24 protein-coding genes are annotated in these 26559 nt (G+C 71.9%); 11 read left to right on the plus strand and 13 right to left on the minus strand.

Annotated features, from left to right (window positions below; all coding sequences use genetic code 11):
• Positions 1-14: 14 nt before the first annotated feature.
• The gene (locus AB0B57_RS21540) at positions 15-770 is read right to left on the minus strand and encodes a dienelactone hydrolase family protein (RefSeq protein WP_357072427.1); all 756 of its coding nucleotides are present in this window, start codon (positions 768-770) and stop codon (positions 15-17) included.
• A 133-nt stretch (positions 771-903) separates the two neighbouring features.
• Here AB0B57_RS21540 and AB0B57_RS21545 point away from each other — a divergent pair, with 133 nt between their 5' ends.
• The 3 genes from AB0B57_RS21545 to AB0B57_RS21555 all read left to right on the plus strand — a co-directional run bounded on the left by AB0B57_RS21545 (position 904) and on the right by AB0B57_RS21555 (position 2787).
• Positions 904-1857 (plus strand): SDR family oxidoreductase, encoded by a 954-nt coding sequence (locus AB0B57_RS21545; RefSeq protein WP_357072430.1) that lies wholly within the window; start codon positions 904-906, stop codon positions 1855-1857.
• A 106-nt stretch (positions 1858-1963) separates the two neighbouring features.
• Entirely contained in the window at positions 1964-2374 is a 411-nt protein-coding gene (locus tag AB0B57_RS21550; RefSeq protein WP_357072433.1) for a hypothetical protein, read from the plus strand.
• Positions 2371-2787, plus strand: coding sequence for an SAV_915 family protein (locus AB0B57_RS21555; RefSeq protein WP_357072436.1), 417 nt, complete (start codon positions 2371-2373; stop codon positions 2785-2787). Before AB0B57_RS21550 ends, AB0B57_RS21555 begins: the two co-directional genes overlap by 4 nt.
• Here AB0B57_RS21555 and AB0B57_RS21560 read toward each other — a convergent pair.
• The 8 genes from AB0B57_RS21560 to AB0B57_RS21595 all read right to left on the minus strand — a co-directional run bounded on the left by AB0B57_RS21560 (position 2688) and on the right by AB0B57_RS21595 (position 14465).
• Complete coding sequence (locus AB0B57_RS21560; protein ID WP_357072743.1) at positions 2688-4691, minus strand: FAD-dependent oxidoreductase; 2004 nt, start codon at positions 4689-4691, stop codon at positions 2688-2690. The two genes, AB0B57_RS21555 and AB0B57_RS21560, sit on opposite strands and share 100 nt — an antisense overlap.
• Before the next feature lie 109 nt (positions 4692-4800).
• The gene (locus AB0B57_RS21565; protein ID WP_357072439.1) at positions 4801-5481 is read right to left on the minus strand and encodes a response regulator; all 681 of its coding nucleotides are present in this window, start codon (positions 5479-5481) and stop codon (positions 4801-4803) included.
• Positions 5478-8030, minus strand: a complete 2553-nt coding sequence (locus tag AB0B57_RS21570; protein ID WP_357072442.1) for a DUF4118 domain-containing protein — start codon at positions 8028-8030, stop codon at positions 5478-5480. The genes AB0B57_RS21565 and AB0B57_RS21570 overlap by 4 nt, the downstream gene beginning before the upstream one ends.
• A 71-nt stretch (positions 8031-8101) precedes the next feature.
• Positions 8102-8983, minus strand: a complete 882-nt coding sequence (locus AB0B57_RS21575) for a potassium-transporting ATPase subunit C (RefSeq protein ID WP_357072445.1) — start codon at positions 8981-8983, stop codon at positions 8102-8104.
• The gene (gene kdpB, locus AB0B57_RS21580) at positions 8983-11178 is read right to left on the minus strand and encodes a potassium-transporting ATPase subunit KdpB (RefSeq protein WP_357072448.1); all 2196 of its coding nucleotides are present in this window, start codon (positions 11176-11178) and stop codon (positions 8983-8985) included. Before kdpB ends, AB0B57_RS21575 begins: the two co-directional genes overlap by 1 nt.
• A gap of 20 nt (positions 11179-11198) precedes the next feature.
• Positions 11199-12854, minus strand: coding sequence for a potassium-transporting ATPase subunit KdpA (kdpA, locus tag AB0B57_RS21585; protein WP_357072451.1), 1656 nt, complete (start codon positions 12852-12854; stop codon positions 11199-11201).
• Positions 12854-12943, minus strand: coding sequence for a K(+)-transporting ATPase subunit F (gene kdpF / locus AB0B57_RS21590; RefSeq protein WP_036390805.1), 90 nt, complete (start codon positions 12941-12943; stop codon positions 12854-12856). The genes kdpA and kdpF overlap by 1 nt, the downstream gene beginning before the upstream one ends.
• Positions 12944-13424: 481 nt before the next feature.
• Positions 13425-14465, minus strand: coding sequence for an SAM-dependent methyltransferase (locus tag AB0B57_RS21595; protein ID WP_357072456.1), 1041 nt, complete (start codon positions 14463-14465; stop codon positions 13425-13427).
• Positions 14466-14537: 72 nt separating this feature from the next.
• Here AB0B57_RS21595 and AB0B57_RS21600 point away from each other — a divergent pair, with 72 nt between their 5' ends.
• Positions 14538-15443, plus strand: coding sequence for a zf-HC2 domain-containing protein (locus tag AB0B57_RS21600; RefSeq protein ID WP_357072460.1), 906 nt, complete (start codon positions 14538-14540; stop codon positions 15441-15443).
• Positions 15444-15453: 10 nt separating this feature from the next.
• Here AB0B57_RS21600 and AB0B57_RS21605 read toward each other — a convergent pair whose 3' ends face one another.
• The gene (locus tag AB0B57_RS21605) at positions 15454-16098 is read right to left on the minus strand and encodes a TetR/AcrR family transcriptional regulator (protein WP_357072463.1); all 645 of its coding nucleotides are present in this window, start codon (positions 16096-16098) and stop codon (positions 15454-15456) included.
• A 135-nt stretch (positions 16099-16233) separates the two neighbouring features.
• On the opposite strand from AB0B57_RS21605, the gene AB0B57_RS21610 reads away from it, so the two are divergent.
• Positions 16234-17394: a peptidoglycan recognition family protein gene (locus AB0B57_RS21610; RefSeq protein WP_357072466.1), complete on the plus strand. Its 1161-nt coding sequence runs from the start codon at positions 16234-16236 to the stop codon at positions 17392-17394.
• A 106-nt stretch (positions 17395-17500) separates the two neighbouring features.
• Here AB0B57_RS21610 and AB0B57_RS21615 read toward each other — a convergent pair whose 3' ends face one another.
• Complete coding sequence (locus AB0B57_RS21615) at positions 17501-17899, minus strand: VOC family protein (RefSeq protein ID WP_357072469.1); 399 nt, start codon at positions 17897-17899, stop codon at positions 17501-17503.
• Between the two features lie 99 nt (positions 17900-17998).
• Here AB0B57_RS21615 and AB0B57_RS21620 point away from each other — a divergent pair, with 99 nt between their 5' ends.
• The 6 genes from AB0B57_RS21620 (at position 17999) to AB0B57_RS21645 (ending at position 25096) form a co-directional block, all read left to right on the plus strand.
• Positions 17999-18976: a YafY family protein gene (locus AB0B57_RS21620; protein ID WP_357072472.1), complete on the plus strand. Its 978-nt coding sequence runs from the start codon at positions 17999-18001 to the stop codon at positions 18974-18976.
• Positions 18977-19048: 72 nt separating this feature from the next.
• Positions 19049-20215 (plus strand): acyl-CoA dehydrogenase family protein, encoded by a 1167-nt coding sequence (locus AB0B57_RS21625; protein ID WP_357072475.1) that lies wholly within the window; start codon positions 19049-19051, stop codon positions 20213-20215.
• The gene (locus AB0B57_RS21630; RefSeq protein ID WP_357072478.1) at positions 20205-21419 is read left to right on the plus strand and encodes an acetyl-CoA C-acetyltransferase; all 1215 of its coding nucleotides are present in this window, start codon (positions 20205-20207) and stop codon (positions 21417-21419) included. Before AB0B57_RS21625 ends, AB0B57_RS21630 begins: the two co-directional genes overlap by 11 nt.
• Before the next feature lie 14 nt (positions 21420-21433).
• Positions 21434-23590: a 3-hydroxyacyl-CoA dehydrogenase NAD-binding domain-containing protein gene (locus AB0B57_RS21635; RefSeq protein WP_357072481.1), complete on the plus strand. Its 2157-nt coding sequence runs from the start codon at positions 21434-21436 to the stop codon at positions 23588-23590.
• Complete coding sequence (locus tag AB0B57_RS21640; RefSeq protein WP_357072485.1) at positions 23587-24717, plus strand: CaiB/BaiF CoA-transferase family protein; 1131 nt, start codon at positions 23587-23589, stop codon at positions 24715-24717. Before AB0B57_RS21635 ends, AB0B57_RS21640 begins: the two co-directional genes overlap by 4 nt.
• A 91-nt stretch (positions 24718-24808) precedes the next feature.
• Positions 24809-25096, plus strand: a complete 288-nt coding sequence (locus tag AB0B57_RS21645) for a hypothetical protein (protein WP_357072488.1) — start codon at positions 24809-24811, stop codon at positions 25094-25096.
• Here AB0B57_RS21645 and AB0B57_RS21650 read toward each other — a convergent pair whose 3' ends face one another.
• On the minus strand, positions 25097-25918 hold the full coding sequence (locus AB0B57_RS21650; RefSeq protein WP_357072491.1) for a cytochrome c oxidase assembly protein: 822 nt from the start codon (positions 25916-25918) through the stop codon (positions 25097-25099).
• Positions 25915-26397 carry a DUF2243 domain-containing protein gene (locus tag AB0B57_RS21655; protein WP_357072494.1) on the minus strand — a complete coding sequence of 161 codons (483 nt, stop codon included), beginning with the start codon at positions 26395-26397 and terminating at the stop codon, positions 25915-25917. Before AB0B57_RS21655 ends, AB0B57_RS21650 begins: the two co-directional genes overlap by 4 nt.
• Between the last annotated feature and the right edge of the window lie 162 nt (positions 26398-26559).

Here is a 26559-nt window from a genome sequence, read left to right on the forward strand (position 1 = left end):
CCGGACGTCTTCGGTCAGCTCGTCGGCAGGTTGCGGTCGAGGAGGTCGAAGAGGGCGGCCCAGTGGCGTTCGGTGGCCTGCTCGTCGTACGCCGGGGTGTCGGCCATGGTGAAGCCGTGGTGCGCGCCCTCGTACACCTCGGAGCGGTAGCGCACGTCGGCGGCGTCGAGGGCCTTCTCCAGCGTGGCGATCTGCTCCGGGGTCATCGACCGGTCGGCGTCGGCGTGCCCGAAGTACACCTCGCCGGTGATCGAGCCGACGCCCAGGTGCGGGCTGTCCGGCGCGTCGGTGGCGAGGTACCCGCCGTGGAAGCTGGCGATCGCGGCGATGCGGTCCGGGTGCGCCGCGATGGCCCGCAGCGCGTTCGTGCCGCCCAGGCAGTAGCCGGTGATGGCGACCGGGCCCGGCCGGACGTCGTCGCGGGCGGCCAGGAAGTCGAGGTACGCGGTGGTGTCCCGGTCGAACACGTCCGGGGTCAACGCGCCGACCAGCGGCATGATCTTCTCGAAGAGCGCGCCGCGCTGGTCCGGCTCAGCGAGTCGGGACAGGTCGAACAGCGGTGCCCGACCAGCCCGGTAGAACAGGTGAGGCGTCAGCACCAGGTAGCCCCGGGCGGCGATCCGCTCCGCCATCTCGACCAGGCGCGGGCGCGGGCCGAAGGCGTCCATGAAGAGCAGCACCGCCGGGAAGGGGCCGTCGCCGTCCGGCCGGGTCAGGGACGCGTCCGCGACCCCGTCGCCGGTCGGGATGTCCACAGTCGTCGTCCGCACCGTGCCTCCTCGTCCGAAAGTCCTTGATCGTCAGGAACGTTACCCGCCGGGCAGCCGACCCGGGGACCGTCGCTCCCTGGATAGGCCGACCCTGGGTGGTGGTCGGCGAACGACCCAGGCTTGGCGGTGACCGATGAGGGACACCGTCGACCTGGGAGATGTTGTGCTCGACCTGACAGTTCCGAACCTGACCGGAAAGATCGCCGTGGTCACCGGCGGCAGCGACGGCCTGGGCCTCGGCCTGGCCACCCGGCTGGCGCGCGCCGGGGCCGAGGTGGTGCTGCCGGTCCGCAACCCGGCCAAGGGCGCCGCCGCGCTGGACGCCGTCCGGGCCGCCGCGCCGGGTGCCGTCGTCTCGACCCGGGAGCTGGACCTCGCCTCGCTGGACTCGGTGGCCGCGCTTGCCGACACGCTGCTCGCCGAGGGCCGACCGATCCACCTCCTGATCAACAACGCGGGCGTGATGACGCCGCCGACCCGGCACGCCACCGCCGAGGGCTTCGAGCTGCAGTTCGGCACCAACCACCTCGGGCACTTCGCGCTGACCGGGCGGCTGCTGCCGCTGCTGCGGGCCGGACGGGCCCGGGTCACCACCATGTCGAGCAGCGCCGCCCGTTCCGGCCGGCTCGACTGGGACGACCTGCAGAGCACCCACCGGTACGCGGCGATCCGCGCCTACAACGCCTCCAAGCTGGCCACCCTGCACTTCGGGTTGGAACTGGACCGACGGAGCCGGGCCGGCGACTGGGGCATCGTCAGCAACGTCGCCCACCCGGGCACGACGATGACCAACCTGTACGCGTCCGGTCCCAACCTGGGCCGCAGCCGACCCTCACTGCACCACTCGATCATGAGCCGGCTGGCCCGCTGGGGCGTCCTGGTGCACTCGGTGGACGCCGGCCTGCTCCCCGCCCTCTACGCCGCCACCAGCCCACAGGCGCAAGGCGGGGCGTTCTACGGCCCGGACGGGCTGGGGCAGTTCACCGGCAAACCGACCGAGCTGGCCGTGTACCGCTCCGCGCGCGGCACTGGTGACGCGGCACGGCTGTGGACGGTGTCGGAGCGGCTGGTGGGCGTCGAGTTCTGAGCCGGAAGCGCCCCAGCGTGAACGGGGCGTCAAGAAATGGCGGTGGCCCGTCGAAACGGCGTATCGAGGGGGTGCTGCGGCGTCGCCCGGTGGTGACGATGGGCCCATGAGTCCTTGGCGGATGACACGCTGGGAACGCGGAGACCTGCCACCCGGCACCGACACCGACAGCAGCCCCAGCGAACCCGCGACCTGGGCGGACGAGCCGGAGCGTCGGCACGAGGCGCTGGTCAGCGTCCGGCTCGGCCCGTCCGCGCCCGGCAGTCACCTGGTGGAGTACCTGCGGCACGAGCCGTGCGCCGTCGCCGCGTGGTGGATCGCCGCCGACGTCGACGCCGTGGTCCGCCTCTCCGCCGACCGCATGACAGTGCTGCACCGTGCCGTGGCCGATCTGCGCCTGCGCGCCGGAGTGGAAGTGGCGGAGGCCAACTACGTCCTCCGCGCGCTCGACCTGACCACGCCGGCCGACCCGCGTACCGCGAAGGGCACCTCGGCCTGGGTGGTGTCCGCCGCATGAGCCGACACGTCCCGATAATCCTTGCCGTTCCGGTGCGCGATCTGCCGGGACGGCTGGTGCGGACGGTGCGAACCGGCCGTTCGCCACAGGGGCAGCGGGTGGGCATCGCTTTCACCCGACCGGAGCTTCTGGTCGCCGCGATGGGCGCGGATCAGCACTGGGAAGAGCTGTGCGAGTCCGCGCTGCGCGGCATGTTGCGCCCGCTCGGCATCGACGTGATCCAGGTCGATCCGCTGCTGGTGGCACCGCCGCTCGACCCGAGCAGCGGCGACCGGGCCGCGCCGACAGTGCCGGCCCGCGCACCGGCCGCCGGTCAGGCGCGGACGAAGCGGACCGCGTCGGCGACCACGTGGCCGTCGGTGTCCTCGGTACGGATCAGCACGCTGCCGTCGCTGCCCGCCGTGAACGGGTAGGTGCCCAGCGCGACCCACTGGCCGCCGGCCTGCCGCTGGTCCACCGTGCGGGTGACCAGCCCGCCGGAGTATTCGATGTCGACAGGCACGTTCGTCGCCCGGTTCGGGTTGGCGGTCCAGCGCAGGTGCACGGTCCACGAGCCGGCGGCGGGCAGCGTCGGGCGGAACCGCAGCCGGTTGACGCCCTTGGCGGTGTTGCCGTCGTGCTCGTAGTCCGGGCCGTAGAAGCCGCCGACGCTGGTGCTGCGCAGCCACGTGCCGGCCCGGGTGATGCCGCTGCTCGCCGCGTTGTCCAGGATCACCTCGCTCGTCGAGCCCCACTCCAGCACCGCGCCGTCCTGCCGCAGCCGGGCCTGGAGGGTGGGCACGGGCACCTCCTGCACGGCGAGGTTCCCGGCGAGGGCCAGCGACGCGGCGGTGGCCGCCGCCTGGCCGAGGATCATGAACACCGGTTCCATCCGGATCGAGCCGTACGCGATGTGGCTCGCCGAGAGGCAGACCGGCACCACCAGGTTGGCGCACTGCGCCCGGTGCGGCACGATCGCCCGGTAGCTCACCGGGTACGGCGCGGGCACCCCGATCTGCACGTCCCCCTCGTTGCGCACCTTTCCGTCGACGACCACCCGTTGGCAGTTGTGCGAGTCCATCGTGTAGCTGGCCAGCCCCACCGAGTCGGCGGCCCGTACCCGGCCCCGACAGTCGGCCTCGGTCAGCACGTACGCGGAGACCATCCGGCGGGCCTCGCGGATGTAGAGCAGCGGCGGCCAGCCACCCGTGGAGGTGAACTCGTCCACCGGCAGCCCCCACCGGGCGGTCGAGTCGCGCACCGACGCCGGCAGCCGGGGGTCGTTGGCCAGGAACCACATCAGCCCCTGCTGGTAGGTGCGGTGCTCGGCGATGATGCTCTCCCGTACGGCCCAGCTCGCCGTCGGGTACGCGTGGTTGAAGCCGATGTTGTCGGTGGACACGGCACCGTTGTTGTTGGAGTCGGTCTTCCCGCCGCCGATCGAGTGCGTGGTGAAGTACGGTCCGACGTAGCCGGCCTGGATGTGGCGCAGCAGCAGCTCGTACCGGATCGGGTCGTAGCCGGACGGTTTGCCGAACGGGATCCGGTTGGCCGCCTGGGTCAGGCACATCCGGAAGCAGTACGCCTGGATCCGGTCGTCGGCGCTGCCGCGCGGGGCGAGCGGCGTGGCGGAGATGCCCGGCAGCAGGCCGCTGGCGGGCGAGCCGGCCGTCACGTACGGGTCGACGGGGTAGGCGAACTGGTGGGTGTTGCCGGACTGCACCCCGTTGATCGTCTCGCCGTACGTGTCGTTGGACTCCCGCCCGACGGTGAAACTCACCCCGGCCATGGCCAGCAGGTCACCCTCGTAGGTGGCGTCGACGAACACCCCGCCCCGGTAGATCGACCCGTCCTCGGTGCGCAGCTCGGTGATCCGGTCGCCGCTGCGGCCGACGCCGTTGAGCCGGGCGTCGACGATCACCGGCACGCCCGCCTCGGCCAACAGGTCGGCGAAGACGTCGGCGGCGACGTGCGGTTCGAAGGTCATCCGCAGCGGCGACGTCGGCGTGAGGGTTCCGCCGTGGTATTTGACGTACACCCGGCGGTAGAACTCGGCGGCGAGGCCGCCGATGGATGCCTGGACGCCGGTGTCGGTGGCGCCCAGCCCGGCGGTGCTCAGCCCGCCGATGTGGCTGGTGGGCTCCACCACCACGGCGGTGCGACCGAGCCGGCGCATGGTGATCGCGGCGGCCAACCCGCCGGAGGTGGCGCCGTAGACGACCAGGTCGGCGGTGGTGACCGCGGCTCGGGCGGGGCCGGCGCGGAACGGGTCGGTGAGGCCGGCCAGGACGAGGCCGGCGCCGCCGGCGGTCAACAGCCGACGACGGGACAGGGGCATGGACACGGCGGGGCTCCCGAGGGGTAACCGGTGGAGGGGACGGTTACAGAAGCACGCCGCTGCCGCTGCTAACGAAATTCTTCAATCTCTGCCGGCAGGTGTCAACGGGTCAGGGGCGGTAGCGGTAGCCCATTCCCGGCTCGGTGATGAGGTGGCGGGGGCGGGCCGGGTCGTCCTCCAGCTTGCGCCGCAACTGGGCCAGGTACTGCCGCAGGTAGTTGGTCTCGTTCTGGTATTCCGGCCCCCACACGTCCTGCAGGAGCTGACGCTGGCTGACCAGCTTGCCGGGGTGGCGCAGCAGCTTCTCCAGCACGCTCCACTGGATCGGGGTCAGCTTGACCTCGGTGCCGTCGTCGCGCCGTACCCGGTGGTCGGCCAGGTCGACGGTGTGCTGGCCGATCCGCAGCGCCGGCACCGCCTCGCTGGGCCCGCCGAGGCGACGGGTCACCGCGCGGATGCGGGCCAGCAGCTCCTCGACCCCGAACGGCTTCGTCACGTAGTCGTCCGCGCCCGCGTCCAGGGCGGCGACCTTGTCCGCACTGCCGGCCCGGCCGGAGAGCACGATGATCGGCACGGTGGTCCAGCCGCGCAGGCCGCGGATCACCTCCACGCCGTCGATGTCGGGCAGGCCGAGGTCCAGCACGACCAGGTCGGGCGGGTGGCTGGCGGCTGCCTTCAACGCGGCGGCGCCGGTCGCGGCGACGTCCACGTCGTACCGGCGGGCCCGCAGGTTGATCCGCAGCGCGCGCAGGATCTGCGGTTCGTCGTCGACGACCAGGATGCGCGTCATTCCCGCGGCCCCTCCGAGCTGGTCTGCGCGGCGGCCGGCAGCCGCAGCACCATGGTGAGGCCGCCGCCGGGGGTGGTCTCCGGGGTGATGCTGCCACCCATCGCCTCGGCCAACCCCCGGGACAGCGCGAGTCCGAGACCGACGCCGGTCTGGTTGTCGCGGTCGCCGAGGCGTTGGAACGGCAGGAAGACGTGCTCCCACTGGTCCTCCGGGATGCCCGGCCCCCGGTCGATCACCCGCAGCTCGACCTGGCCGGCGTGCGCGCTGGCGGTCACGGTGGGCGGTTGGTCGGGCGGGCTGTAGCGCAGGGCGTTGGCGATGATGTTGACGAGCACCCGTTCCAGCAGGCCCGGGTCGGCGGTGGCCGCCGGCAGGTCGGCCGGGATGTCCGTGCCGACCGTCGCGGCCGCCGGGCCAAGTTCGTCAAGCGCCAGGGGTACGGCGTCCTCCAGGCCGATCGCGCTCGCCGAGATGCCGAGCACGCCCGCCTGGAGCCGGCTCATGTCCAGCAGGTTGCCGACCAGCCGGGCGAGCCGGTCCAGTGACTCCTCGGCGGTCTCCAGCAGCTCCTCGCGGTCGGACTCGTCGAACTCGATGTCGTGGCTGCGCAGGCTGGTCACCGCCGCCTTCGCCGAGGCCAGCGGCGTACGCAGGTCGTGGCTGACCGCGGCGAGCAGCGCGGTGCGCATCCGGTCGGCGGCGGCCAGCGGCCGGGCGGTGGCGGCCTCCTCGGCGAGGCGTTCCTGGCGCAGCGCGACGGCGGCCTGGGCGGCGAACGCCTCGACGATGCGCCGGTCGGCGGCCTCCAGGCGTCGACCGCAGAGCACGACGGTGATCCGGTCGTCGACAGGTACGGCGGTCTCACCACCTTGGGGGGTGCAGGGCGGCTGGTCGCCCACGCTGGCCACGACATCCCAGGCGTGCTCCTCGCGGGCCCGCTCCGGGCGGCCGCTGGCGTCCGCGGCCAACTCCAGCACGCTCACCGCGCGCAGCCCGAAGGTCTCCCGGAGCTGTTCCAGCAGGGCGGGCAGGGGGCGTTCACCGCGCAGCACGCCACCGGCGACGGCGGCGAGGGTCTGCGCGTCGGCGGCGGCGCGGGCGGCCTCCCGGGTACGGCGGGCGGCCACGTCGACGATCCAGCTCACCGCGAGGGCCACCCCGACGAAGACGGCCAGGGCGAGCAGGTTGTCCGCCTCGGCGATGGTCAGCGTCCGGTACGGCGGGGTGAAGAACCAGTTGAGCAGCAGCGACCCGCCGAGCGCGGCGACCAGGGCCGGCCACACCCCGCCGACGAGCGCGACCCCGACCACTCCGGCGAGGAAGAGCAGGATGTCGTTGGTCAGCGTCAGGTCGGGCAGCGTCCTCAGCAGCAGGGTGAGCAGCGGCATGCCCAGCACCGCCAGGCCGAAGCCGAGCAGCCGGCGACGTCGGGACAGTGCCGCCGGCATGGCCGTTGCCCGGCGGCCCTTGCCGGCCTGCTTGTGGGTGACCAGGTGCACGTCGATCGCGCCGGACAGCGCGGTGGTGGTCACCCCGACCCCCCGGGCGAAGATCTGCGCGAGGCGACCCCGCCGGCTGGCCCCGAGCACCAGTTGGGTGGCGTTCACGCCCTGGGCGAAGTCCAGCAGTGCGGCCGGCACGTCGGTGCCGAGCACCTGGTGGTACGTGCCGCCCAGGCTCTCCACGAGGACCCGCTGGCGGGCCAGTTGGGCCGGGTCGGCGCCGGCCAGGCCGTCGCTGCGGGCCACGTGCACGGCGAGCAGGTCGGCGCCCTTGCTGCGGGCCGCGACCCGGGCCGCCCGGCGGATCAACGTCTCGCCCTCCGGGCCACCGGTCAGCGCCACCACGACCCGTTCCCGGGCCTCCCAGGTGGCGGCGATGCCCTGTTGGCTGCGGTACCTGTCGAGCTGTTCGTCCACCTTGTCGGCAAGCCAGAGCAGTGCCAGCTCACGCAGTGCGGTGAGGTTGCCGACCCGGAAGTAGTTGCCCAACGCGGCGTCGATCTTGTCGGGTCGGTAGATGTTGCCGTGCGCCATCCGCCGGCGCAGCGCCTCCGGGGTCATGTCGACAAGCTCGACCTGCTCGGCGGCGCGGACGATCTCGTCCGGCACGGTCTCCCGCTGGGTGGTGCCGGTGATCTGGGCGACCACGTCGTTGACCGACTCCAGGTGCTGCACGTTGACCGTGGACAGCACGTCGATCCCCGCGTCGAGCAACTCCTGGACGTCCTGCCAGCGCTTGTCGTGCCGGGAGCCGGGCACGTTGGTGTGCGCCAGCTCGTCGACCACCGCGATCTGTGGCCGGCGGGTGAGCACCGCGTCCAGGTCCATCTCGGTGAACTCGGCGCCCCGGTAGTCCATCGTGCGGCGGGGCACCTGCTCCAGGTCGCCGAGCATCGCGGCGGTGTGTTGCCGGCCGTGGGTCTCCACGAAGCCGATCACCACGTCGGTGCCGCGCGCGGCCCTTCGCCGGGCCTCCTCCAACATGGCGTACGTCTTGCCGACGCCGGGAGCGGCCCCGAGATAGATGCGCAGTTCTCCGCGTGGCACGGGGACCATCCTCCCTGGTCAGGTCGGCGGGCGGGGCCGCGCCGGTCGGCACGGCCCCGCCCGAGGTGCGCTCAACGTGCGGCGAACTGCCTGTCGAGGGCGATGTTGAGTTCCAGCACGTTGACCCCCGGCTCACCCATGAACCCGAGCCCCCGCCCGCCGGTGTGCTCCTTGACCACCTTGCGGACCGCCGCCGGGTCCGCGCCGCGCTCGCGCGCGACCCGGTTCACCTGCAACTCGGCGTACGCCGGGCTGATCTGCGGGTCGAGGCCGCTGGCGCTGGCGGTGACCGCGTCGGCGGGGACCGCCGGGTCGGCGGGCGCGTCGCCCCGGATCGGGGTGACCACCCCGCCGGCTGCCACGTAGTCCTCGCCGGGTTGGGCCGGCTCCACCGTCACCCCCTCATACGAGGAGACGAACGGCGTCGCCGGGGCGGCCTGGTTGACGCTCACCACCCGGGTGACCGGGCCGGTCAGGCCGTCGGCGCGGAAGACCGCGAGCACGGCGCCCACCCCGTCGTCGGTGCAGTACGGGCGTCGACCGTCGACGCCGTTCAGCTCGCCGATCTCCCTGCTGCGCCCGCAGACCTGGGTGAGCAGGCTCTCGCTGGACTCCTCCGGGTCGGTGGCGAGGGTGTCGACCACGCTCTCCGGGCCCAGGTTGCTGGCCGAGGTGGACGTCGGGTCGTAGCCGTCGCCGGCGGCGGAGGGGCGGGACTGGAAGTAGCGGGCGATCGGGTTGCCGTCCGCGTCGGTGAAGGACTGGCCGATCAGCGCGCTGCCGACGGTCGTTCCGCCCGAGGTGATCAGCGAGCCGTCGGCCCGGTGGTGGAGGCCGGGTAGCTGACCGATGGCGACCAGTGCCAGTGGGTAGACCAGGCCGAGCAGCACCGTGAAGACGAGTACGGCGCGCAGCGCGGCGAGGTGTTGGGCGATCCAGGTGGGTAGGCGCATCACGAAATCCCCGGGATGAACTGGATGAGCAGGTCGATGAGCTTGATCCCGATGAACGGCACGATGATGCCGCCCAGCCCGTAGACCAGCAGGTTGCGGCTGAGCAGCTTCGACGCGGCGGCCGGCCGGTACCGCACGCCGCGCAGGGCGAGCGGGATCAGCGCGATGATCACCAGGGCGTTGAAGATGACCGCGGACAGGATCGCCGACTCCGGGCTGGACAGCCGCATGATGTTCAGCGCGTCCAGGCTCGGGTAGAGGCCGGCGAACATGGCCGGGATGATCGCGAAGTACTTCGCGATGTCGTTGGCGATGCTGAACGTGGTCAGCGCGCCACGGGTGATCAGCAACTGCTTGCCGATCTCCACGATCTCGATCAGCTTGGTCGGGTCGGAGTCGAGGTCGACCATGTTGCCGGCCTCCTTGGCGGCCGACGTACCGGTGTTCATGGCCACCCCGACGTCCGCCTGGGCGAGGGCCGGCGCGTCGTTGGTGCCGTCGCCGGTCATCGCGACCAGCCGGCCACCCTCCTGCTCCCGCCTGATCAGCGCGAGCTTGTCCTCAGGTGTCGCCTCGGCCAGGAAGTCGTCCACCCCGGCCTCGTCGGCGATGGCCTTCGCGGTACGCGGGTTGTCGCCGGTGATCATCACGGTCCGGATGCCCATCCGGCGCATCTCGTCGAACCGCTCGCGCATGCCGGACTTGACCACGTCCTTGAGGTGGATGACGCCCAGGGCGCGGGCGGGTTCACCGTCGACGTGCTCGGCGACGACGAGCGGGGTGCCGCCGGTGCCACTGATCGCGTCCACGATCTCGCCGACCTGCTCGGTCGGGTGGCCGCCGTTCTCGCGTACCCACTTCATCACCGCGGCGGCGGCGCCCTTGCGGACCCGGCGGGCCGTGCCCACCGCGCCAGCGTCCACGCTGGCGTCCGGGGTCAGGTCGACGCCGCTCATCCGGGTCTGGGCGGTGAACGGTACGAAGGTGGCGTGTGGCATCACGCCGGGCTCGCGCTCGCGCAGCCCGAACTCGTTCTTCGCCAGGACGACCACCGAGCGCCCCTCCGGGGTCTCGTCGGCCAGGCTGGACAGCTGCGCGGCGTCGGCCAGTGTCGCGGCGTCGACCCCCTCGACCGGGACGAACTCGGCGGCCTGCCGGTTGCCCAGCGTGATGGTGCCGGTCTTGTCCAGCAGCAGGGTGTTGACGTCACCGGCCGCCTCGACGGCCCGGCCGCTCATGGCCAGGACGTTGCGCTGCACCAGCCGGTCCATGCCGGCGATGCCGATGGCGGAGAGCAGCGCGCCGATGGTGGTGGGGATCAGGCAGACCAGCAGCGAGACCAGCACCACCCCGGTGACGCCGGAGCCGGTGATCGCCCCGCTGTCCGGGGCGGCCGCCTGGTACGCCTTGCTGAAGATCGCCAGCGGCTGGAGGGTGACCACGGCCAGCAGGAAGATGACCGTGAGCGCGGCGAGCAGGATGTTCAGCGCGATCTCGTTCGGTGTCTTCTGCCGGTTGGCCCCCTCGACCAGGGCGATCATCCGGTCGATGAAGCTCTCCCCCGGCTTCTGCGTGATCTTGACGATGATCCGGTCGGAGAGCACCTTCGTGCCCCCGGTCACCGCGCTGCGGTCACCTCCGGACTCCCGGATCACCGGGGCCGACTCGCCGGTGATGGCCGACTCGTCGACGCTGGCGATGCCCTCGACGATGTCGCCGTCACCGGGGATGATGCCGCCGGCCTCGACCAGCACGACGTCGCCCTGGCGCAGCTCCGGCGCGGGCACCGCCTCGTCGCGGTAGGTGTTGGCCCGCGCGCCCGGCTTCCAGTCGACCAGCCGGGTGGCGATGGTGTCCTTCTTCGCCTGGCGCAGCGTGGCGGCCTGGGCCTTGCCCCGGCCCTCGGCGACCGCCTCGGCCAGGTTGGCGAAGACCACTGTCAGCCAGAGCCAGATGGTGATCGCCCAGGCGAACACCGACGGGTCGAGCACCGCCAGGACGGTGGTGAAGGCCGCGCCGACCTCCACGATCAGCATCACCGGGTTGCGCCACAACGTGCTGGGGTTGAGCTTGCGGACCGCGTCGGGCAGGGACCGGATCAGCTGCTGGGGGTCGAGCAGGCCCCCGCCGATCCGGTTGCCCTGGGTGGCCGGCGTGCCGGGGAGTTGCTCTGTTGGAGCGGAGGTGACGGACATTGCTTCGTTCCTCATGGTGGTCAGAGCCCCTCTGCCAGCGGGCCGAGCGCGAGCGCGGGCAGGAAGGTCAGCGCGACGAGGACCACCGTGACGCCGACGACCATGCCGATGAACAGCGGTCGGTGGGTCGGCAGGGTGCCCTCGGACGCGGGGGTGGGTGCCTGGCGGGCCAGCGAACCGGCCAACGCGAGCACGAAGATGAGCGGCAGGAACCGGCCCAGCAGCATGCACAACCCGAGCGCGGTGTCCCACCAGGTGGTGTTGACCGTGATCCCGCCGAAGGCGGAGCCGTTGTTGTTGCTGGCCGAGGTGAACGCGTACAGCACCTCGGAGAGGCCGTGCGGGCCGACGTTGAGCGCCGTGGAGTTGTTGCCGGTGGCGAACGCCGCAGCCGTGCCGACCAACACCAGGATCGGCGTGATCAGGAAGTAGAGCGAGGCGAACTTGATCTCCCGTGAGCCGATCTTCTTGCCCAGGTACTCGGGGGTGCGGCCCACCATCAACCCGGCCACGAACACCGTGATCACCGCGAGGATCAGCAGGCCGTAGAGACCCGAACCGGTGCCGCCCGGCGCAACCTCGCCGAGCATCATGTTGACCATCGTCATCATGCCGCCGAGCGAGGTGAACGAGTCGTGGAACGAGTTCACCGCACCGGTCGAGGTGAGCGTGGTGGCGGCGGCGAAGGTGGCCGAGTTCGACACGTCGAACCGCACCTCCTTGCCCTCCATCGCCGCCCCGACCGCCTGCGGCACCGTGCCGTGGCCGGCCAGCTCGAAGATGTTGGTGATGGCGACGCTGAGGAACGCGAGGATGCCCATCACCGCGGCGATGGCGTAGCCCTGCCGGTTCTGCCCGACCATCCGGCCGAAGACCCGGGGCAGGCTGAACGGGATCAGGAAGATCAGGAAGATCTGTAGCCAGTTGGTCCAGGTGGTGGGGTTCTCGAACGGGTGCGCGCTGTTGACGTTGTAGAAGCCGCCGCCGTTGGTGCCCAGCTCCTTGATCACTTCCTGGCTGGCGACCGGGCCACCGGTGATGGTCTGGGTGCCGCCGGTCAGCGTGCTCACGTCGGTGCCACCGGAGAGGTTCTGCACCACGCCGCCGATCATCAGCGCGATGGCGCCGAGCACGGCGATCGGCAGCAGGATCCGCAGCACGATCCGGGTCAGGTCGACCCAGAAGTTGCCGAGCTGCCCGGTGCGGCTGCGGGCGAAGCCGCGTACCAGGGCCACCGCCACCGCGATGCCGACCGCCGCCGAGACGAAGTTCTGCACGGCCAGGCCGGCCATCTGCACCAGGTGGCCCATCGTCGACTCACCCGAGTACGACTGCCAGTTGGTGTTCGTCACGAACGACACGGCCGTGTTCCAGGCACCGTGCGGCACCACCGGGTCGAAGCCCAGCGACAGCCACAGGTGGTTCTGCACCCGCTGGAACAGGTACAGGAACAGGATCGAGACCGCGGAGAACGCGAGCACGCTGCGGGCGTACACGCCCCAGGTCTGCTCGGCGGCCGGGTTGACCCCGACCAGCCGGAAGATGCCCCGCTCGACCCGCGACTGCTTCGTGCCGGCGACGGCCCGGAACATGTAGTCGCCGAACGGCTTGTAGACGGCGACAAGGGCCGCCACCAGCGTCACGATGAAGATGACGCCCGCTGTTGTCATGGTCATCAGAAGCGCTCCGGAAACAACAGGGCGAACACCAGGAACGCGCCCAGAACGATCGCGAGCACCAGACCGACGGCGTTAACCGCGTTCACAGCTTCTCCACCGCCCGGACCACCAGGGCGAGCACTGCGAACAGCGCCACCGTCAGGACCACGAACACCACGTCAGACACGCTGACTCCTCAGCCGGAAAGGTTCGTCGCGACCGCCTTCCGGTCGCGCCGGGCAAGCAAAGCCCCACCACCCGCCGCACGGCAGGGGTCATAACGCGACCATGACGGCGGCGAACCTTTTCTTGACGTGGTTTTCACACCTGCCCACTGAACAGGTGAAATGCGGCACAGACCCCTCGGTGGTCCGCGAGGTTCAGGACCAGTTACCCGCCCCCTTTGCTCTGCACCCGCGGAGGCGACGCTCACGGTCGGTAGCTGGCGCCTCCGCAGGTGCAGAGCAAAGGTGACCGGCGGTGCAGAACGCTGGCGCCTCCGCGGGTGCAGAGCAAAGGGAACGCACGAGGGCCATGCGACCCGGATGGGGTGGCGCATGGCACGGTGGGGCGGAGGTGCGCGGCCGTTCAGGCCGGGCGGCGGGCCACCAGCACGTCGCGCATGATCGACTGGTCGACCCGGTGCCGCAGCGCGCGGTAGGGCTCCTCGTCGACCACGGTGAGGCCGGCGTCGGCAAGCGCCGCCGCCGCGTCCTCGCGGCTGGCGACGTGGGTGTTCCACGAGATCCCGAGCGCCCCGCCAGGGCGCAACAACCGGGCCCAGACCGGCGCGGCGTCCGCGAGCAACGCCAGCGGGTCGCGAGTCAGGCCATGGTCTGCGGTACGGCTGCCGTGCTGCACGCCGTACGGGGCGTCGGCGACGATCAGGTCCACGGTCTCCGGGCGGAAGAACTCCCCCGAGCGGGCCGTGTCGGCGTTGACCACGTCCAGCAACTGCGTCTGGCCGGCCTTGTGCTCCTCGCGGGTCGGCGCCAGCTCGATCCGCACCCGTCGGCCGACCACCTTGCGTTCGCGCCGCACCGGCCCCGACTCCAGCACCCGGTGCTTGACCCGCTTCTGCTTCAGCCAGGTGGTGATGAACGTCCGGTACGCCTCGACGTCCTTCTGGTCGCGCTCGATGCCGGCGGCGTCGAACCCGTACATCAGGGCCTGGTTGAGAGTGGTGCCCCGACCGCAGAGCGGGTCGAGCACCCGGAACCGTCGGCTGGTCAGCTCGCCGGCCCAGTCCGAGGCGAGCAGGGTGACGTTGAGCAGCAGCTTGGTGAACTGCTCGTTGGTCTTGCCGGGGTACTTCTGGATGGTCAGCAGGTCGTCGTCGTAGCGGTCCAGTCGGCTCCACTCGATCGGCCGCAGCAGCTCACCGACGATCTCGAACAGCGCGTACCCCGCGGAGAGGTTGCCCAGGACGGCCAGGTCACGTTCGGTCAGCCCGTCGCCGGTGAACGTGACGTAGGACGCCCCTCCGACGACCTCGGTGTCCAGCTCACCAACCTGGCCGTCCAGGGCCGAACGGCCGAAGATCTCCAGCTCGGCCCGGGTGAGGTCGACGGCGGAGCGGGCGTACACCCGGTTGGTGGCGGGCAGGATCAGCAGGCCGTAACGCGTCATGATCCGGCGAGTATTCCACAACCCGCCACGGTCGCCGGGAACCGGAGCGGTCGCTGGAGCGACTACCGGTACATGGGGTGTGAGCAGTGGCGGGAGGTCCTGTCCGCGCAGTTGGACGGGGAGGAGACCGCCGCCGAACTGGCGGCGGTGCAGGGGCACCTCGACGGGTGTGCCGAGTGCCGGGCCTGGTTCACGGCCGCGGCCGCGGTGACGCGTCGGGTCCGTACCCGGTTGGTCGCCGATGTGCCCGACCGCACCGCGGCGATCCTGGCCGCCGTCGCGGCCGAGCCGACCCGCCGATCGCGGTGGCGGCGTCTGGGCGGCGCTGGTCGGCTGGTGGCCGGCCTGCGCGCGGCGCTCGGGCGTGGTCGGTTGGTCACCGGGCTGCGCGCGGCGCTCGGGCTGCTCGGCGCGGTGCAGTTGGTGCTCGGTCTGGCCCAGGTGGGCCGGGGCGCGACAGCCGACCACCTGCACCCGACCGGCCAGCACCTGTGGCACGAGTCGGCCGCGTGGAACGTGGCGGTGGGCGCCGGCTTCCTCTTCGTCGCGGTACGCCGCAGCCCGCCGGCCGGGCTACTGCCGATGCTCAGCGCGTTCGTCGGCACGTTGCTGCTGCTCTCGGTCAACGACCTGGCCACCGGCTCGGTGGGCGGGGAGCGGTTGGTCAGTCACGGCTTCCTGGTGGTCGGCTACCTGATCACGGTGGTGCTGTCCCGGCCCGGTCTGCGCCCCGGTGGACCCGCGCCGCAGCGGCAACCGGCACCGTCACGCTGGCGGTTCGGGGCCGACGAGGTGGACCGGCCGCTGCGGGTGGTTCGCCCCGAGTCGTACCCGGCGCAGGCCGCCGACCGCTATGCCGCCCCGGCGGCGCGTACCGACCAGGCCGCACCGGCGGCGCATGCCGGGCAGGCCGCACCGGCGGCGCGTACCGACCGCTCCGCTGGTGCCGGGCAGGCCGGCGGACGCCGCGCCGCCTGAGCGGGCTCCGTCAGCCCTCCGGTCGCGCCGGATCGCCGCCGGCGATGGCCTGCGGGATGACCTGTTCGACGATCGTCAGCAGGGTGGTGGCGAGCAGCAGGTGCACCTGGGCGCGGGTCAACGCGCCGCGCTGGAGCCACTCCCGGGCGGTCGACGTGGCCAGCCCGCCGTACGCGCGAGCCATGGCCCGCAACTCCTCCCGGTGCCCCGCCTCGCCGGCCAGGCCGACGGCGACGAGCATGCGGTCCGCGGCGACCTCCTCGGCTTCGGCGAGCACCCGCTCCACGTCGGCGTCGCCGCCCATTCCCCGGGCGGTGACCGCCGCCAACCACGAGGTGCTGTGCCGCGAGACCACGTCGAGAAACCAGGAGACGCTCGCGTCGACCCGGGTCCGCAGGTCACCCTTGGGCAACCGTTCGAGGGCGACCTCCGGGATGGTCACCATGACCCGGACGACCTCCAGATAGAGGTCCTTCTTCGCGCCGAAGTAGTGGTTGACCAGACCGCGAGCGACACCCGCCTCGCGGGCGACGTCGGTGGTCGACACGTCCGCGTACGGGCGTTCGCCGAACAGCCGGACCGCGCAGGCCAGGATCTGCCCACGCCGGGCGTCCGGCTCCAGACGGCGGCGGCGCGGAGCCGTCTCGACGTTCATCTGCCCGACCCTATCGAGCGGCCTGCGGTGATCCACCTTCTGCTCTACCCTTGCCACGCATCAGTGACAGTCCGACCAGTGCGGCCGAAACGTCCATGCCATCGGACCGGATCAACTGAGTAAGGGAGCGAAGTCTTGGTTTCTCGACGTCGATTGTTGTCTGGCGCGGCCGGTGCGGCCGTCGGCCTGTCGGCCGCCGGTGCGTTCGGCGGGTCGGCGACAGCGGCCCCGTCCACCTCCACGGTGACGGCGCCGCTCGCGGCCCGCCGTGGTCGACTGATGAGCCGAACGGTGGTGACCGCTCCGGCCATCCCGTTGACTCACCTGTCTGTCGCGCACAGCGGCCCGGCGGCGGCGGTACGCCTGCGTACCGGCAAGGGGTGGAGCGACTGGTTGGAGATCAGCGCGTGCCCGAACGGCCGGGACGGTCGGGCGGTGTCGGCCCGGTCGGACATCGTGGTGGCCAACGGCGCGACCGGATACGAGGTCCAGGTCGGCGACGGCTCGGCGGCCACGGTTGTCGAGCTGAACATGGTCGACGGGGCTCGGCAGACGGTCGCGAACGCGGAGACGAACAGCCTTCCGCTGCCGCCCGGCACCCGGCGGCCGCCGACGTACCTGCCCCGGTCCGGCTGGGGAGCTGACGAGTCGCTGCGGCTCGGCCCGAACGGCAGCGTGCTGTGGCCTGGCGAGTTCTACCCGGTGCAGACGCTGACGGTGCACCACAGTGGGGTGTACGAGCACAACGAGGACCCCGATCCGGCGGCGACGGTTCGCGCCATCTACTACGACCAGTGCGTACTGCAGGAGTTCGGCGACATCGGCTACCACCTGTTGATCGACGAGGGCGGACGGGTCTACGAGGGTCGCTACTCCGACGCGGGGCCGCAGCCGGTCTACGGCCCGGGGGTCGGCAGCGACGGTCGACCACTCATGGTCAACGCGGCGCACGTGGGCGGTTTCAACGCGGGCAACATCGGCGTCTGCCTGTTGGGCCGGTACACGTCCCGCCTGCCCAGCCCCGCCGCGCAACGGTCGTTGGCCCTCGTCCTGGCGGGGCTCAGCCTCACGAGTCGACTCAACCCCACGGGTCGGACCGGATACGTCAATCCGGTCAGCGGGGCGGGTGGCAACGTGGCGGTCATCTCGGGCCACCGGGACTGGGCGAGCGTCGGGGCCGATCCGACGGAGTGCCCGGGCGACTACTTCTACCCGTACCTTGGCGAGCTGCGCCAGGACGTGGCGACTCTGGCCGCGATGCGCCCGACGCCGCCGCCCCGGCCGCCGAGGCGCTAGTTCACGGCCCTGCCACGCCGCCCTCCTCCAGCGCGCCCACCGCCCTGGTGGGGGGCGGCGCCCCGTCCTGCCCGCCGAAACCCGAGCCACGGCCGCGCCAACCTGGTCAGCGGCCGAACTTCTCGATCGCGTCGGGGGTCACCGGGGTGAAGAAGTTGACCAGGTTGCCGTCGGGGTCGCGGAAGAGCAGGGCTCGGTTACCCCAGGGCATGGTCGTGGGCTCGTTCACGAGGTCCTCCACCACATCCTTCAGCTTCTCGTAGAGCGCGTCCACGTCTGCCACGAGGAACTCGATGATCACGGTGTGGTTGTCGGCCGGGCGGGCCGATCCCGGCGCGAACAGTGCGACGGTGCGGGTACTGCCGATCGCCAGCGTGCCGTGGGCGGTGCGCAGCTCGGCGAAGTCCTCGTTACCCCAGGCCGCCTGCACGCCGGTGATCTTCTCGTAGAAGCCGACCAGGCGGTTGATGTCGCCGGTGATGATGCGGATCGATACGAAATCCATGTCTTCTCCCTGCTCAGTACGGTTGGTACTGGTCTGTCGTCCGAACGCTAACTCGAATACTGGACAGGTCTGGTCCAGTATTCGAGTTAGGTTCAGAACGTGGCACGACCGACAGCCCAGGTGCTCGCACTGCTGGGGCTCCTGCAGTCCGGCGGCGTCCGGACGATGGCCGAGCTTGCCGAGCGCCTCGGTGTCGAGCCGCGCACAGTGCGGCGCTACGTGAGTCACCTGGTCGACCTCGACGTGCCAGTGGAGTCGGTGCGCGGTCGCTACGGCGGCTATCGGCTCGCCGCCGGCTATCGTCTGCCGCCGCTGATGTTCAGCGACGACGAAGCCGTGGCCGTCCTCCTCGGCCTGGTTGCCGGCCGCCGTGCCGGGTTGGCGACGGCCACCGGTACGGCGGGCGAGACCGCCGCCGCGAAGATCCGGCGCGTCCTGCCGTCGCGGATCGCGGACCGGCTGGACGCCGTACTCCAGTCCCTCGCCTTCACCACCGAACCTGGCGACTTCCCTGCGCCGCAGACAGACGTCCTACTCACGGTCGCCGAGGCGGTCCGCCAGCACCGGCCCATTTCACTGCAGTACACCTCGCGCGACGGCAGGCGTAGCGTCCGCGCGCTGCATCCGTTCGGGCTGGTCAACCATGCGGGCCGGTGGTATGTCACCGGGGTCGATCCGGATATCGGTGAGGATCGAACCCTTCGGCTCGACCGCATCGCGGACGCGAGAACGCTGTCCGGCTCGTTCGAGCCGCCGGTTGGGAACGATCCCGCAGGACACCTCCTCACCTCGATGGCACAGGCGCCGTACCAGCATGCGGTGTCGCTGCGGATACAGGGAACACGTGAGCAGATCCGCAGGCAGCTACCGGCCAGCATCGCCGAGGTGCGAGAGGGTGCGGACGAAGGCTGGCAGGACGTGGAGATCCGGGCAGCGAGCCTCGACTGGCTACCCGCTGTGCTCGCCGCGCTCGACCTGCCGTTCGTCATCGAACGCCCCGACGAACTCCGCGACCGTGTCGTCGCACTCGCTGAGCGGTTGGCGGCCTCCGGACGACGTGAGTCGACCGGCAGCTAGGGCGAGTGTCGCTGGCGGGCTGTTGATCGAGACTTATTGACATGCCGCCAACAGCGCGCGAGGGTGGTGCACATGCCGACGCCCCCGCTCGACGGATCTCCCTCAGCCTGGCGCGAGCCCGAGCACGACGACCTTGCGGACCTGGCCCGCACCTTCTTCACCAAGGAGGTGCTGCCGCACACCGACCGCCTGCTGGCGCAGGGCCATCCGGACCGCGAGCACTACCGGCGCGCCGGTGAGCTGGGGCTGCTGGGCCTGTCCGTCCCGGAGGAGTACGGCGGCGGGGGCGGCCGGTTCACCCACGAGGCAGTGCTGCTGCACGAGCAGACGTACACCGGGGAGAGCAGCCTCGGGCTGGCCGTCCACAGTGGCATCGTCACCGGCTATCTGGTCGCGTACGGCAGCGAGGAGCAGAAGCGGCGGTGGCTGCCCGGCCTGTGCAGCGGTGAACTGGTCGGCGCGATCGCGATGACCGAGCCGGACGGCGGCTCCGATCTCCAGGCGATGCGGACCCGGGCGGTCCGCGACGGCGACGACTACCTGGTCACCGGCGCGAAGACGTTCATCACCAACGGCGGCCTGGCCGACCTGATCATCGTGGCCGTGAAGACCGACCCCGAGCAGCGGGCGGCAGGTGTCTCGCTGCTGGTCTGCGAGGTGAGCGGCGACCCGGAGGGCTTCCGTCGGGGCCGCCTGCTGTCCAAGATCGGGCTGCACGCCAACGACACCGCCGAGTTGTTCTTCGACGAGTTCCGGGTGCCGGCGGCCAACCTGCTCGGCGACGCCGAAGGGCTGGGCTTCATCCAACTCATGCGGCAGCTCCCGCAGGAACGGCTGGTCATCGGCGTCGGCGCGGTCGCGGCCATGGAACGGGCCGTCGAGCTGACCGTCGCGTACGCCAAGGAGCGCACCGCCTTCGGCAAGACGCTGATGGGCCACCAGAACACCCGGATGGTGCTCGCCGAGTGCGCCACCCGCACCCGGGTCAGCCGGGTCTTCCTGGACGACTGCATCGTCCGGCACACGCGCGGCGACCTGGACGCGGCGACCGCGGCCATGGCGAAGTCCTGGCTCACCGACGGGCAGTGCGAGGTCATCGACAGGTGTCTGCAGCTGTTCGGCGGCTACGGCTACACGACGGAGTACCCGATCGCCCGGATGTACGCCGACGCCCGGGTCCAGAAGATCTACGGCGGCACCAACGAGATCATGAAGGAGTTGATCGCCCGTGCCCTCTGAGGCGTACGTCTATGACGCGGTCCGCACCCCGCGCGGACGCGGCCGGGACACCGGCGCGCTGCACGGGGTCAAGCCGATCTCGCTGGTGGTCGGCCTGATCGACGCGTTGCGCGAGCGCAACCCCGGCCTGGACGTGGGCCGTCTGGAGGATCTGCTGCTCGGCATCGTGACCCCGGTCGGCGAACAGGGCGGCGACCTGGCACGCGCCGCCGCGCTGCTGGCCGGGCTGCCCGACGAGGTGGGCGGGGTGCAGCTCAACCGGTTCTGCGCCTCCGGACTGGAGGCGGTCAACTCGGCCGCCGCGCGGGTCCGCTCCGGCTGGGAGCATCTGCTGCTCGCCGGCGGGGTCGAGTCGATGTCCCGGGTGCCGATGGGCTCCGACGGCGCGGCCTGGGCCACCGATCCGCAGACCGCGCTTGCCACCTCCTTCGTACCGCAGGGCGTCAGCGCCGACCTGATCGCCACCCTGGAGGGCTTCACCCGCGACGACGTGGACGGCTACGCGCTGCGGTCACAGGAGCGGGCCGCCAAGGCCTGGGCCGGTGGGCACTTCGCGCGCTCGGTGGTGCCGGTCCGTGACGGCAACGGGCTGGACATCCTCGCCGTGGACGAGCACCCGCGCCCGGAGAGCACCCGGGAAGGGCTGGCCCGGCTGACCCCGTCCTTCGCCACCATGGGCGAGGCCGCCGGCTTCGACGCGGTCGCCCTGCAGAAGTTCCACTGGTTGGAGGCCATCGACCACGTCCACCACGCGGGCAACTCGTCCGGCATCGTGGACGGCGCCGCGCTCGTACTGATCGGCTCGGAGCAGGTGGGCCGGGACCTCGGCCTGACCCCGCGGGCCCGGATCGTCAGCGCGGCGGTCACCGGTGCGGACCCGACGCTGATGCTGACCGGCCCGATCCCGGCCACGCACAAGGCGCTCGCCGTCGCCGGGCTGACAGTCGACGACATCGACCTGTTCGAGATCAACGAGGCGTTCGCCGCAGTGGTGCTCAAGTACGTCCGCGACCTGGGCCTCGACCCCGACGCGGTGAACGTCAACGGTGGCGCGATCGCGCTCGGCCACCCACTCGGCGCGACCGGGGCGATGCTGCTCGGCACGGCGTTGGACGAGTTGGAGCGCCGCGACCTGCGCCGCGCCGTGGTGACCCTCTGCATCGGCGGCGGCATGGGCGTCGCCACCGTTCTCGAACGCTGCTGACCCGGGGGACGACCATGACCAACACCATTCGGTACGACCGCGACGCCGACGGCATCGTCACGCTCACCCTGGACGACCCCGACCAGTCCGCCAACACCATGAACCGGGCGTACGCCGCGTCGATGAGAGCCGCACTGGACCGGCTGGAGGCCGAACGCGATCTCGTCGGCGTGATCGTGACAAGCGCCAAGTCCACCTTCTTCGCCGGTGGCGACCTGCCGGAGATGGTCCGGGCCACCCGCGCCGACGCGCCCGAACTGACCGAGCTGCTCCACACCATCAAACGGGACCTGCGTCGGCTGGAGACGCTCGGCCGACCGGTGGTCGCCGCGGTCAACGGCTCCGCGCTCGGCGGTGGCCTGGAGATCGCGCTCGCCTGCCACCACCGGATCGCGCTGGACGTGCCGGACAGCCGGCTCGGGCTGCCCGAGGTGACCCTGGGCCTGCTGCCCGGGGCCGGCGGCGTCACCCGGACGGTACGGATGCTCGGCCTGGCCACGGCGCTGACCACGGTCCTGCTCACCGGCCGACGGATGCGCCCGGCCGACGCGCTGGCCGCCGGGCTGGTCGACGAGGTGGTGGCCACCGAGGCGGAGCTGCTGGACCGGGCCCGCGACTGGATCGCCGCCAACCCGCAGGCCAGCCAGCCGTGGGATCGGCCGGGCTACCGGATGCCCGGCGGCACCCCGGCCAGCCCCTCGTTGGCCGCCCAACTGCCGGCCTTCCCGGCCACGCTGCGCAAGCAGCTCAAGGGTGCCCGGCTACCCGCACCGGAGGCGATCCTGGCGACCGCCGTCGAGGGCGCGCAGGTCGACCTGGAGACCGCGTTCACCGTGGAGACCCGGCACCTGATCGGCCTGCTCACCGGGCAGGTCGCCAAGAACATGATCGGTGCCTTCTTCTTCGACCTGAAGGCCGTCAACGGCGGCGCGGCCCGACCGACAGACGTGCACGCCCCGCCGGTACACCGGGTGGCGGTGCTCGGCGCCGGCATGATGGGCGCGGGCATCGCGTACGCCTGCGCCAGCGCCGGGTTGGACGTGGTGGTCAAGGACGTCACACCGGAGGCCGCCGGTCGGGCGCGGGCGCACGCCGAGCGGTTGCTGGCCCGCACGGTACGCAAGGGCCGCGCGACGGAGACGGACGCCCGAGCCGTGCTGGACCGCATCACCACCACCGCCCAGGTGGACGCGTTGGCCGGCTGCGACGTGGTGATCGAGGCGGTCTTCGAGGACCCGGCGCTGAAGAAGGCGGTCTTCGCCGAGGTGCTGCCGGTGGTGGCACCGGGCGCGCTGCTCGCCTCCAACACCTCCACCCTGCCGATCACCGGGCTGGCCGAGGGAGTGGACCGGCCGGCCGACTTCATCGGCATGCACTTCTTCTCCCCGGTGGACCGGATGCCGCTGCTGGAGATCGTGGTCGGCGCGCGAACCAGCGACGCCGCCCTGGCAAGGGCGTTCGACCTGGGCCGGCGGATCGGCAAGACCCCGATCGTGGTCAACGACGGTCGGGGCTTCTTCACCAGCCGGGTGATCGGTCGGTTCCTGGACGAGGCGGTCGGCATGGTCGCCGAGGGCGTCCCCGCCGCGTCGGTGGAGCAGGCCGCGTTGCAGGCCGGCTACCCGACCGGGCCCCTCGCGCTGGCCGACGAGGTCAGTCTCACCCTGATCCAGCGGATCCGCCGCCAGTTCGAGGCGGCCAGCGAGGAGTACCTGCCGCTGCCCGCGCACCGGCTCGTGGACGAGCTCGTCGACGCGTACGACCGGTCGGGGCGTACCGCCGGTCGGGGCTTCTACTCCTACGACGACGGCACCCGCGGCCGGTTGTGGCCCGGCCTCGCCGACCTGGTCACCGACGCCGGCCGGGCGGTGCCGTTCACCGACCTCCAGGAGCGGATGCTCTTCGCCGAGGCGCTGGACGCGCTGCGCTGCCTCGACGAGGGGGTGCTGCGCACCGAGACCGACGCCAACATCGGCTCGCTCTTCGGCATCGGCTTCCCCGCCTGGACCGGCGGGGTCATCCGCTACGTCCGGCAGTACGCGGGCGGTCCCGCCGGTTTCGCGGCCCGCGCCGCCGAGCTGGCCGAACGGTACGGTGACCGGTTCACGCCCCCGGCCGACCTGGTCGACCGACTCGCGGCCCACCCCGTCGAACCGGTGGGCGTCGCGTGACGGCGGCGCGCGGTGGGCCGTTGGCCGGGGTGCGGGTGGTGGAGTTGGCCAGCCTCGCGCCGGCGCCGTTCGGCTGCATGGTGCTCGCCGACCTCGGCGCGGACGTGGTGCGGGTGGACCGACCGGGAGGCCCGGGTGCGGGGCGGCTGGCCGCGCCGACCGGTGGGCCGTTGCAACGCGGCCGGCGGGTGACCGCACTGGACCTGAAGTCCCCGGCCGGCGTGGCGGACCTGCTGCGCCTCGCCGAGCGCGCGGACGTGCTGGTCGAGGCGTACCGGCCGGGGGTCGCCGAACGGCTCGGCTTCGGCCCGGAGGTCTGCCAGGCCCGCAACCCCCGACTGGTGTACGCGCGGATGACCGGCTGGGGTCAGGACGGCCCGCTGGCGGCCCGCGCCGGGCACGACATCGACTACATCGCGGTGGCGGGGGCGTTGGAGCCGCTGGGTCGGGTCGGCGAGCGCCCGTACCCGCCGATGAACCTCCTCGCCGACTTCGCCGGAGGGGGCATGCTGCTCGCCGTCGGCGTGTTGGCCGCGCTGCTGGAACGGGAACGCTCCGGCGTCGGCCAGGTGATCGACGCGGCCATGGTGGACGGGTCGGCGCTGCTCACGTCGTTCCTGCACGGGCTGCTCGGCAGTGGCCTGTGGTCCGCGCCGCGCGGGCGCAACCTGTTCGACGGCGGCGCGCCGTTCTACGACACGTACGCCACCGCCGACGGTGGATTCATGGCCGTCGGCGCGGTGGAACCGGCCTTCTACGCCGTACTCCTCAGTGGCCTCGACCTCGCCGACGACCCGGACCTGCCCGCCCAGTACGACCCGAGCGGCTGGAACGAGCTGCGCCGGCGCTTCACCGAACGGTTCGCCGAGCGGACCCGGGACGAGTGGACGGCGGTCTTCACCGACCTGGACGCCTGCGTCGCGCCGGTGCTCGCCCCCGGTGCGGCGCACCAACACCCGCACAACGCCGCGCGGGGCACCTTCGTCGAGGTCGGCGGCGAGATCCAACCGGCCCCGGCACCTCGCTTCGACCGTACGCCGGCCGACCGACCAACCCCGGCTCCGGACCCGGCGAGGGACGTCCAGCCGGCGGCGGCGATTCTCGACACCTGGCCGCGACGGACCTGACGGCTCTGCAGGTCCCGGAAAGTGATGGCAGGCTCGGCAGAGCCGGATCCCGGCCGGGACGGCAGCCACCTCTTCCAGGGAGTCGACGAGCATGGCCACGGACCTGTGGAAGGGCCACATCAACGGAATCCTCTACGGAATCCAGTTCGAGCAGGTGCTCGACGACTCGGTGGTGGCCTGGGTCGCCCGTGGCGTGATCGACGGGCGCTACCCGGGCGACCGGACCGCGACGCTGGACGCACTGGACCAGGCGCTGCGCTCGGAGGTCCCGCTCAACGACGAGATCGAAACCCGGCACAGCGAGGAGAGCATCCGCACGTTCATCCAGCGCCTCTCCGCCGCCCTCCAATCGCGCATCTCCGACCCCCGGCCCCGTTGATCAAGAGCTTCCCGCAAACCTCTTGGCCAACGGACGGAGGCGGTGCGGGTGCTGGTGGTACCAGGTGGCGAAGAGGGCTACCGCCAGGAGCAGCTCAGCCAGGTCACCGCCGTAGTACATGAGCTGGGCGGCGGCCCGCAACGCCTCCGGATCCGGGTTGTCGAGGCCGGGCGGAAGGATGCCGGCCCGCGCGTACAGGTACTTGGCCAGCACGGCGTGGCCGGCCGCCGCACCGAGTAACGCGCCGACCCGTACCGCCAGCCCCGGCCGGCGCGGCGCCGGATCCGGCCCGGCCAGGGACCAGGCGAAGAGGTAGCCGGCGGCCAGGTAGTGCAGGTGTACGGCGTGGTGCAGCACGGGCTGCCGCTCGGCCGCCGCGTACAGCGGGGTGAGCAGCACCAGCGCCAGCCCACCCGTGCTGAGCAGCGCTGCGGTCACCGGGTGCGCGATCAGGTGCAGCGGGCGAGCGCGCAGCGACCGGCCCACCGTCCGGCGTACCGGTGTGGGCGCGACCCGCAGCAGCAGGGTGACCGGGGCGCCGAGCACCAGCCCGAGCGGGGCCAGCATGCCGAGCAGCAGATGCTGCGTCACGTGCCCGCGCGGGTCGTCCGGGAGCTGCGCCAACGGCCCGACGGCGACCGCCAGCATTGTGCACCCGACCAGCCAGGCGGCGGTACGCCGGTGGTCCCAACCCCGGGGGTCACGCACGGCGGCCAGCAGGTAGCCGCCGGCCAGCAAGGCGACCGGGAACAGCGGGAGCCAGGCCGGCCCACCCGCCGCGTGCCCGCCGTGCGCGAGCGCGGGCGGCACGGCCACCGTCATCGGCGGCGCTCGCGCCTTCGGGCGCGCCGGACCAGCAGGGCGCCGGCCAGCAACAGCGCCGCGCCGGCCACGTTCCACACCACGTCGTACGGCACGAGGTGCACCCCGTAACGGATCTGGTGCAGCCGCAGGACCTTGTGGTCGATCAGCCCGTCGAAGAGCTGGAACCCGCCGGCGCCGAGCAGGAAGCCACCCCAGGCGAGCCGGGCCGACAGGGCGTGCCGCCGGCGCAGGTCGGCGAACCAGAAGAACCCACCGACCAGGGCGATCACCTCGGCGGCGTGCAGCAGCCCGTCCGAGAGCAGCGCCACCGCGGGGGTCGACCGGTCGTAGAAGTGGTGCCAGGCCAGCAACTGGTGGAAGACGATCTCGTCCACCGCCGCCATGGTCGCGATGCCGAGCAGGACGCCGGCGAGCGCCGAGGCACGTACGTCCGGCACGTCGGCGGTGCGCCCACTCGGCAGGCTCGAACCGACCACCACACACCTCACATCCGCCAGCCAAGGCCCAAAATACCCCAAACCGACGAGTCGCGGCCACCACGGCCCGCGTGGCGACGTGCCCACGCCAAGGTCAACACGAGATTGGCAAAACCGGGGTGTCCAGCCCCGCCGGATGCCCCGGTTTCAAGAAACCCGTGT

The sequence above is a fragment of the Micromonospora sp. NPDC049101 genome (assembly GCF_040648675.1).
Lineage (GTDB): Bacteria > Actinomycetota > Actinomycetes > Mycobacteriales > Micromonosporaceae > Micromonospora.

Excerpts from the sequence above, each read along its gene's own strand:
- AB0B57_RS21635 (WP_357072481.1), top strand. The coding sequence starts at position 21,434 with ATGACCAACACCATTCGGTACGACCGCGACGCCGACGGCATCGTCACG.
- AB0B57_RS21600 (WP_357072460.1), top strand. The coding sequence starts at position 14,538 with ATGGGGTGTGAGCAGTGGCGGGAGGTCCTGTCCGCGCAGTTGGACGGG.
- AB0B57_RS21595 (WP_357072456.1), bottom strand. The coding sequence starts at position 14,465 with ATGACGCGTTACGGCCTGCTGATCCTGCCCGCCACCAACCGGGTGTAC.
- AB0B57_RS21645 (WP_357072488.1), top strand. The coding sequence starts at position 24,809 with ATGGCCACGGACCTGTGGAAGGGCCACATCAACGGAATCCTCTACGGA.
- AB0B57_RS21555 (WP_357072436.1), top strand. The coding sequence starts at position 2,371 with ATGAGCCGACACGTCCCGATAATCCTTGCCGTTCCGGTGCGCGATCTG.
- AB0B57_RS21605 (WP_357072463.1), bottom strand. The coding sequence starts at position 16,098 with ATGAACGTCGAGACGGCTCCGCGCCGCCGCCGTCTGGAGCCGGACGCC.
- AB0B57_RS21575 (WP_357072445.1), bottom strand. The coding sequence starts at position 8,983 with ATGCGCCTACCCACCTGGATCGCCCAACACCTCGCCGCGCTGCGCGCC.
- AB0B57_RS21560 (WP_357072743.1), bottom strand. The coding sequence starts at position 4,691 with ATGCCCCTGTCCCGTCGTCGGCTGTTGACCGCCGGCGGCGCCGGCCTC.
- AB0B57_RS21545 (WP_357072430.1), top strand. The coding sequence starts at position 904 with ATGAGGGACACCGTCGACCTGGGAGATGTTGTGCTCGACCTGACAGTT.
- AB0B57_RS21625 (WP_357072475.1), top strand. The coding sequence starts at position 19,049 with ATGCCGACGCCCCCGCTCGACGGATCTCCCTCAGCCTGGCGCGAGCCC.
- kdpA (WP_357072451.1), bottom strand. The coding sequence starts at position 12,854 with ATGACCATGACAACAGCGGGCGTCATCTTCATCGTGACGCTGGTGGCG.
- AB0B57_RS21615 (WP_357072469.1), bottom strand. The coding sequence starts at position 17,899 with ATGGATTTCGTATCGATCCGCATCATCACCGGCGACATCAACCGCCTG.
- AB0B57_RS21565 (WP_357072439.1), bottom strand. The coding sequence starts at position 5,481 with ATGACGCGCATCCTGGTCGTCGACGACGAACCGCAGATCCTGCGCGCG.
- kdpB (WP_357072448.1), bottom strand. The coding sequence starts at position 11,178 with ATGTCCGTCACCTCCGCTCCAACAGAGCAACTCCCCGGCACGCCGGCC.
- AB0B57_RS21550 (WP_357072433.1), top strand. The coding sequence starts at position 1,964 with ATGAGTCCTTGGCGGATGACACGCTGGGAACGCGGAGACCTGCCACCC.
- AB0B57_RS21650 (WP_357072491.1), bottom strand. The coding sequence starts at position 25,918 with ATGACGGTGGCCGTGCCGCCCGCGCTCGCGCACGGCGGGCACGCGGCG.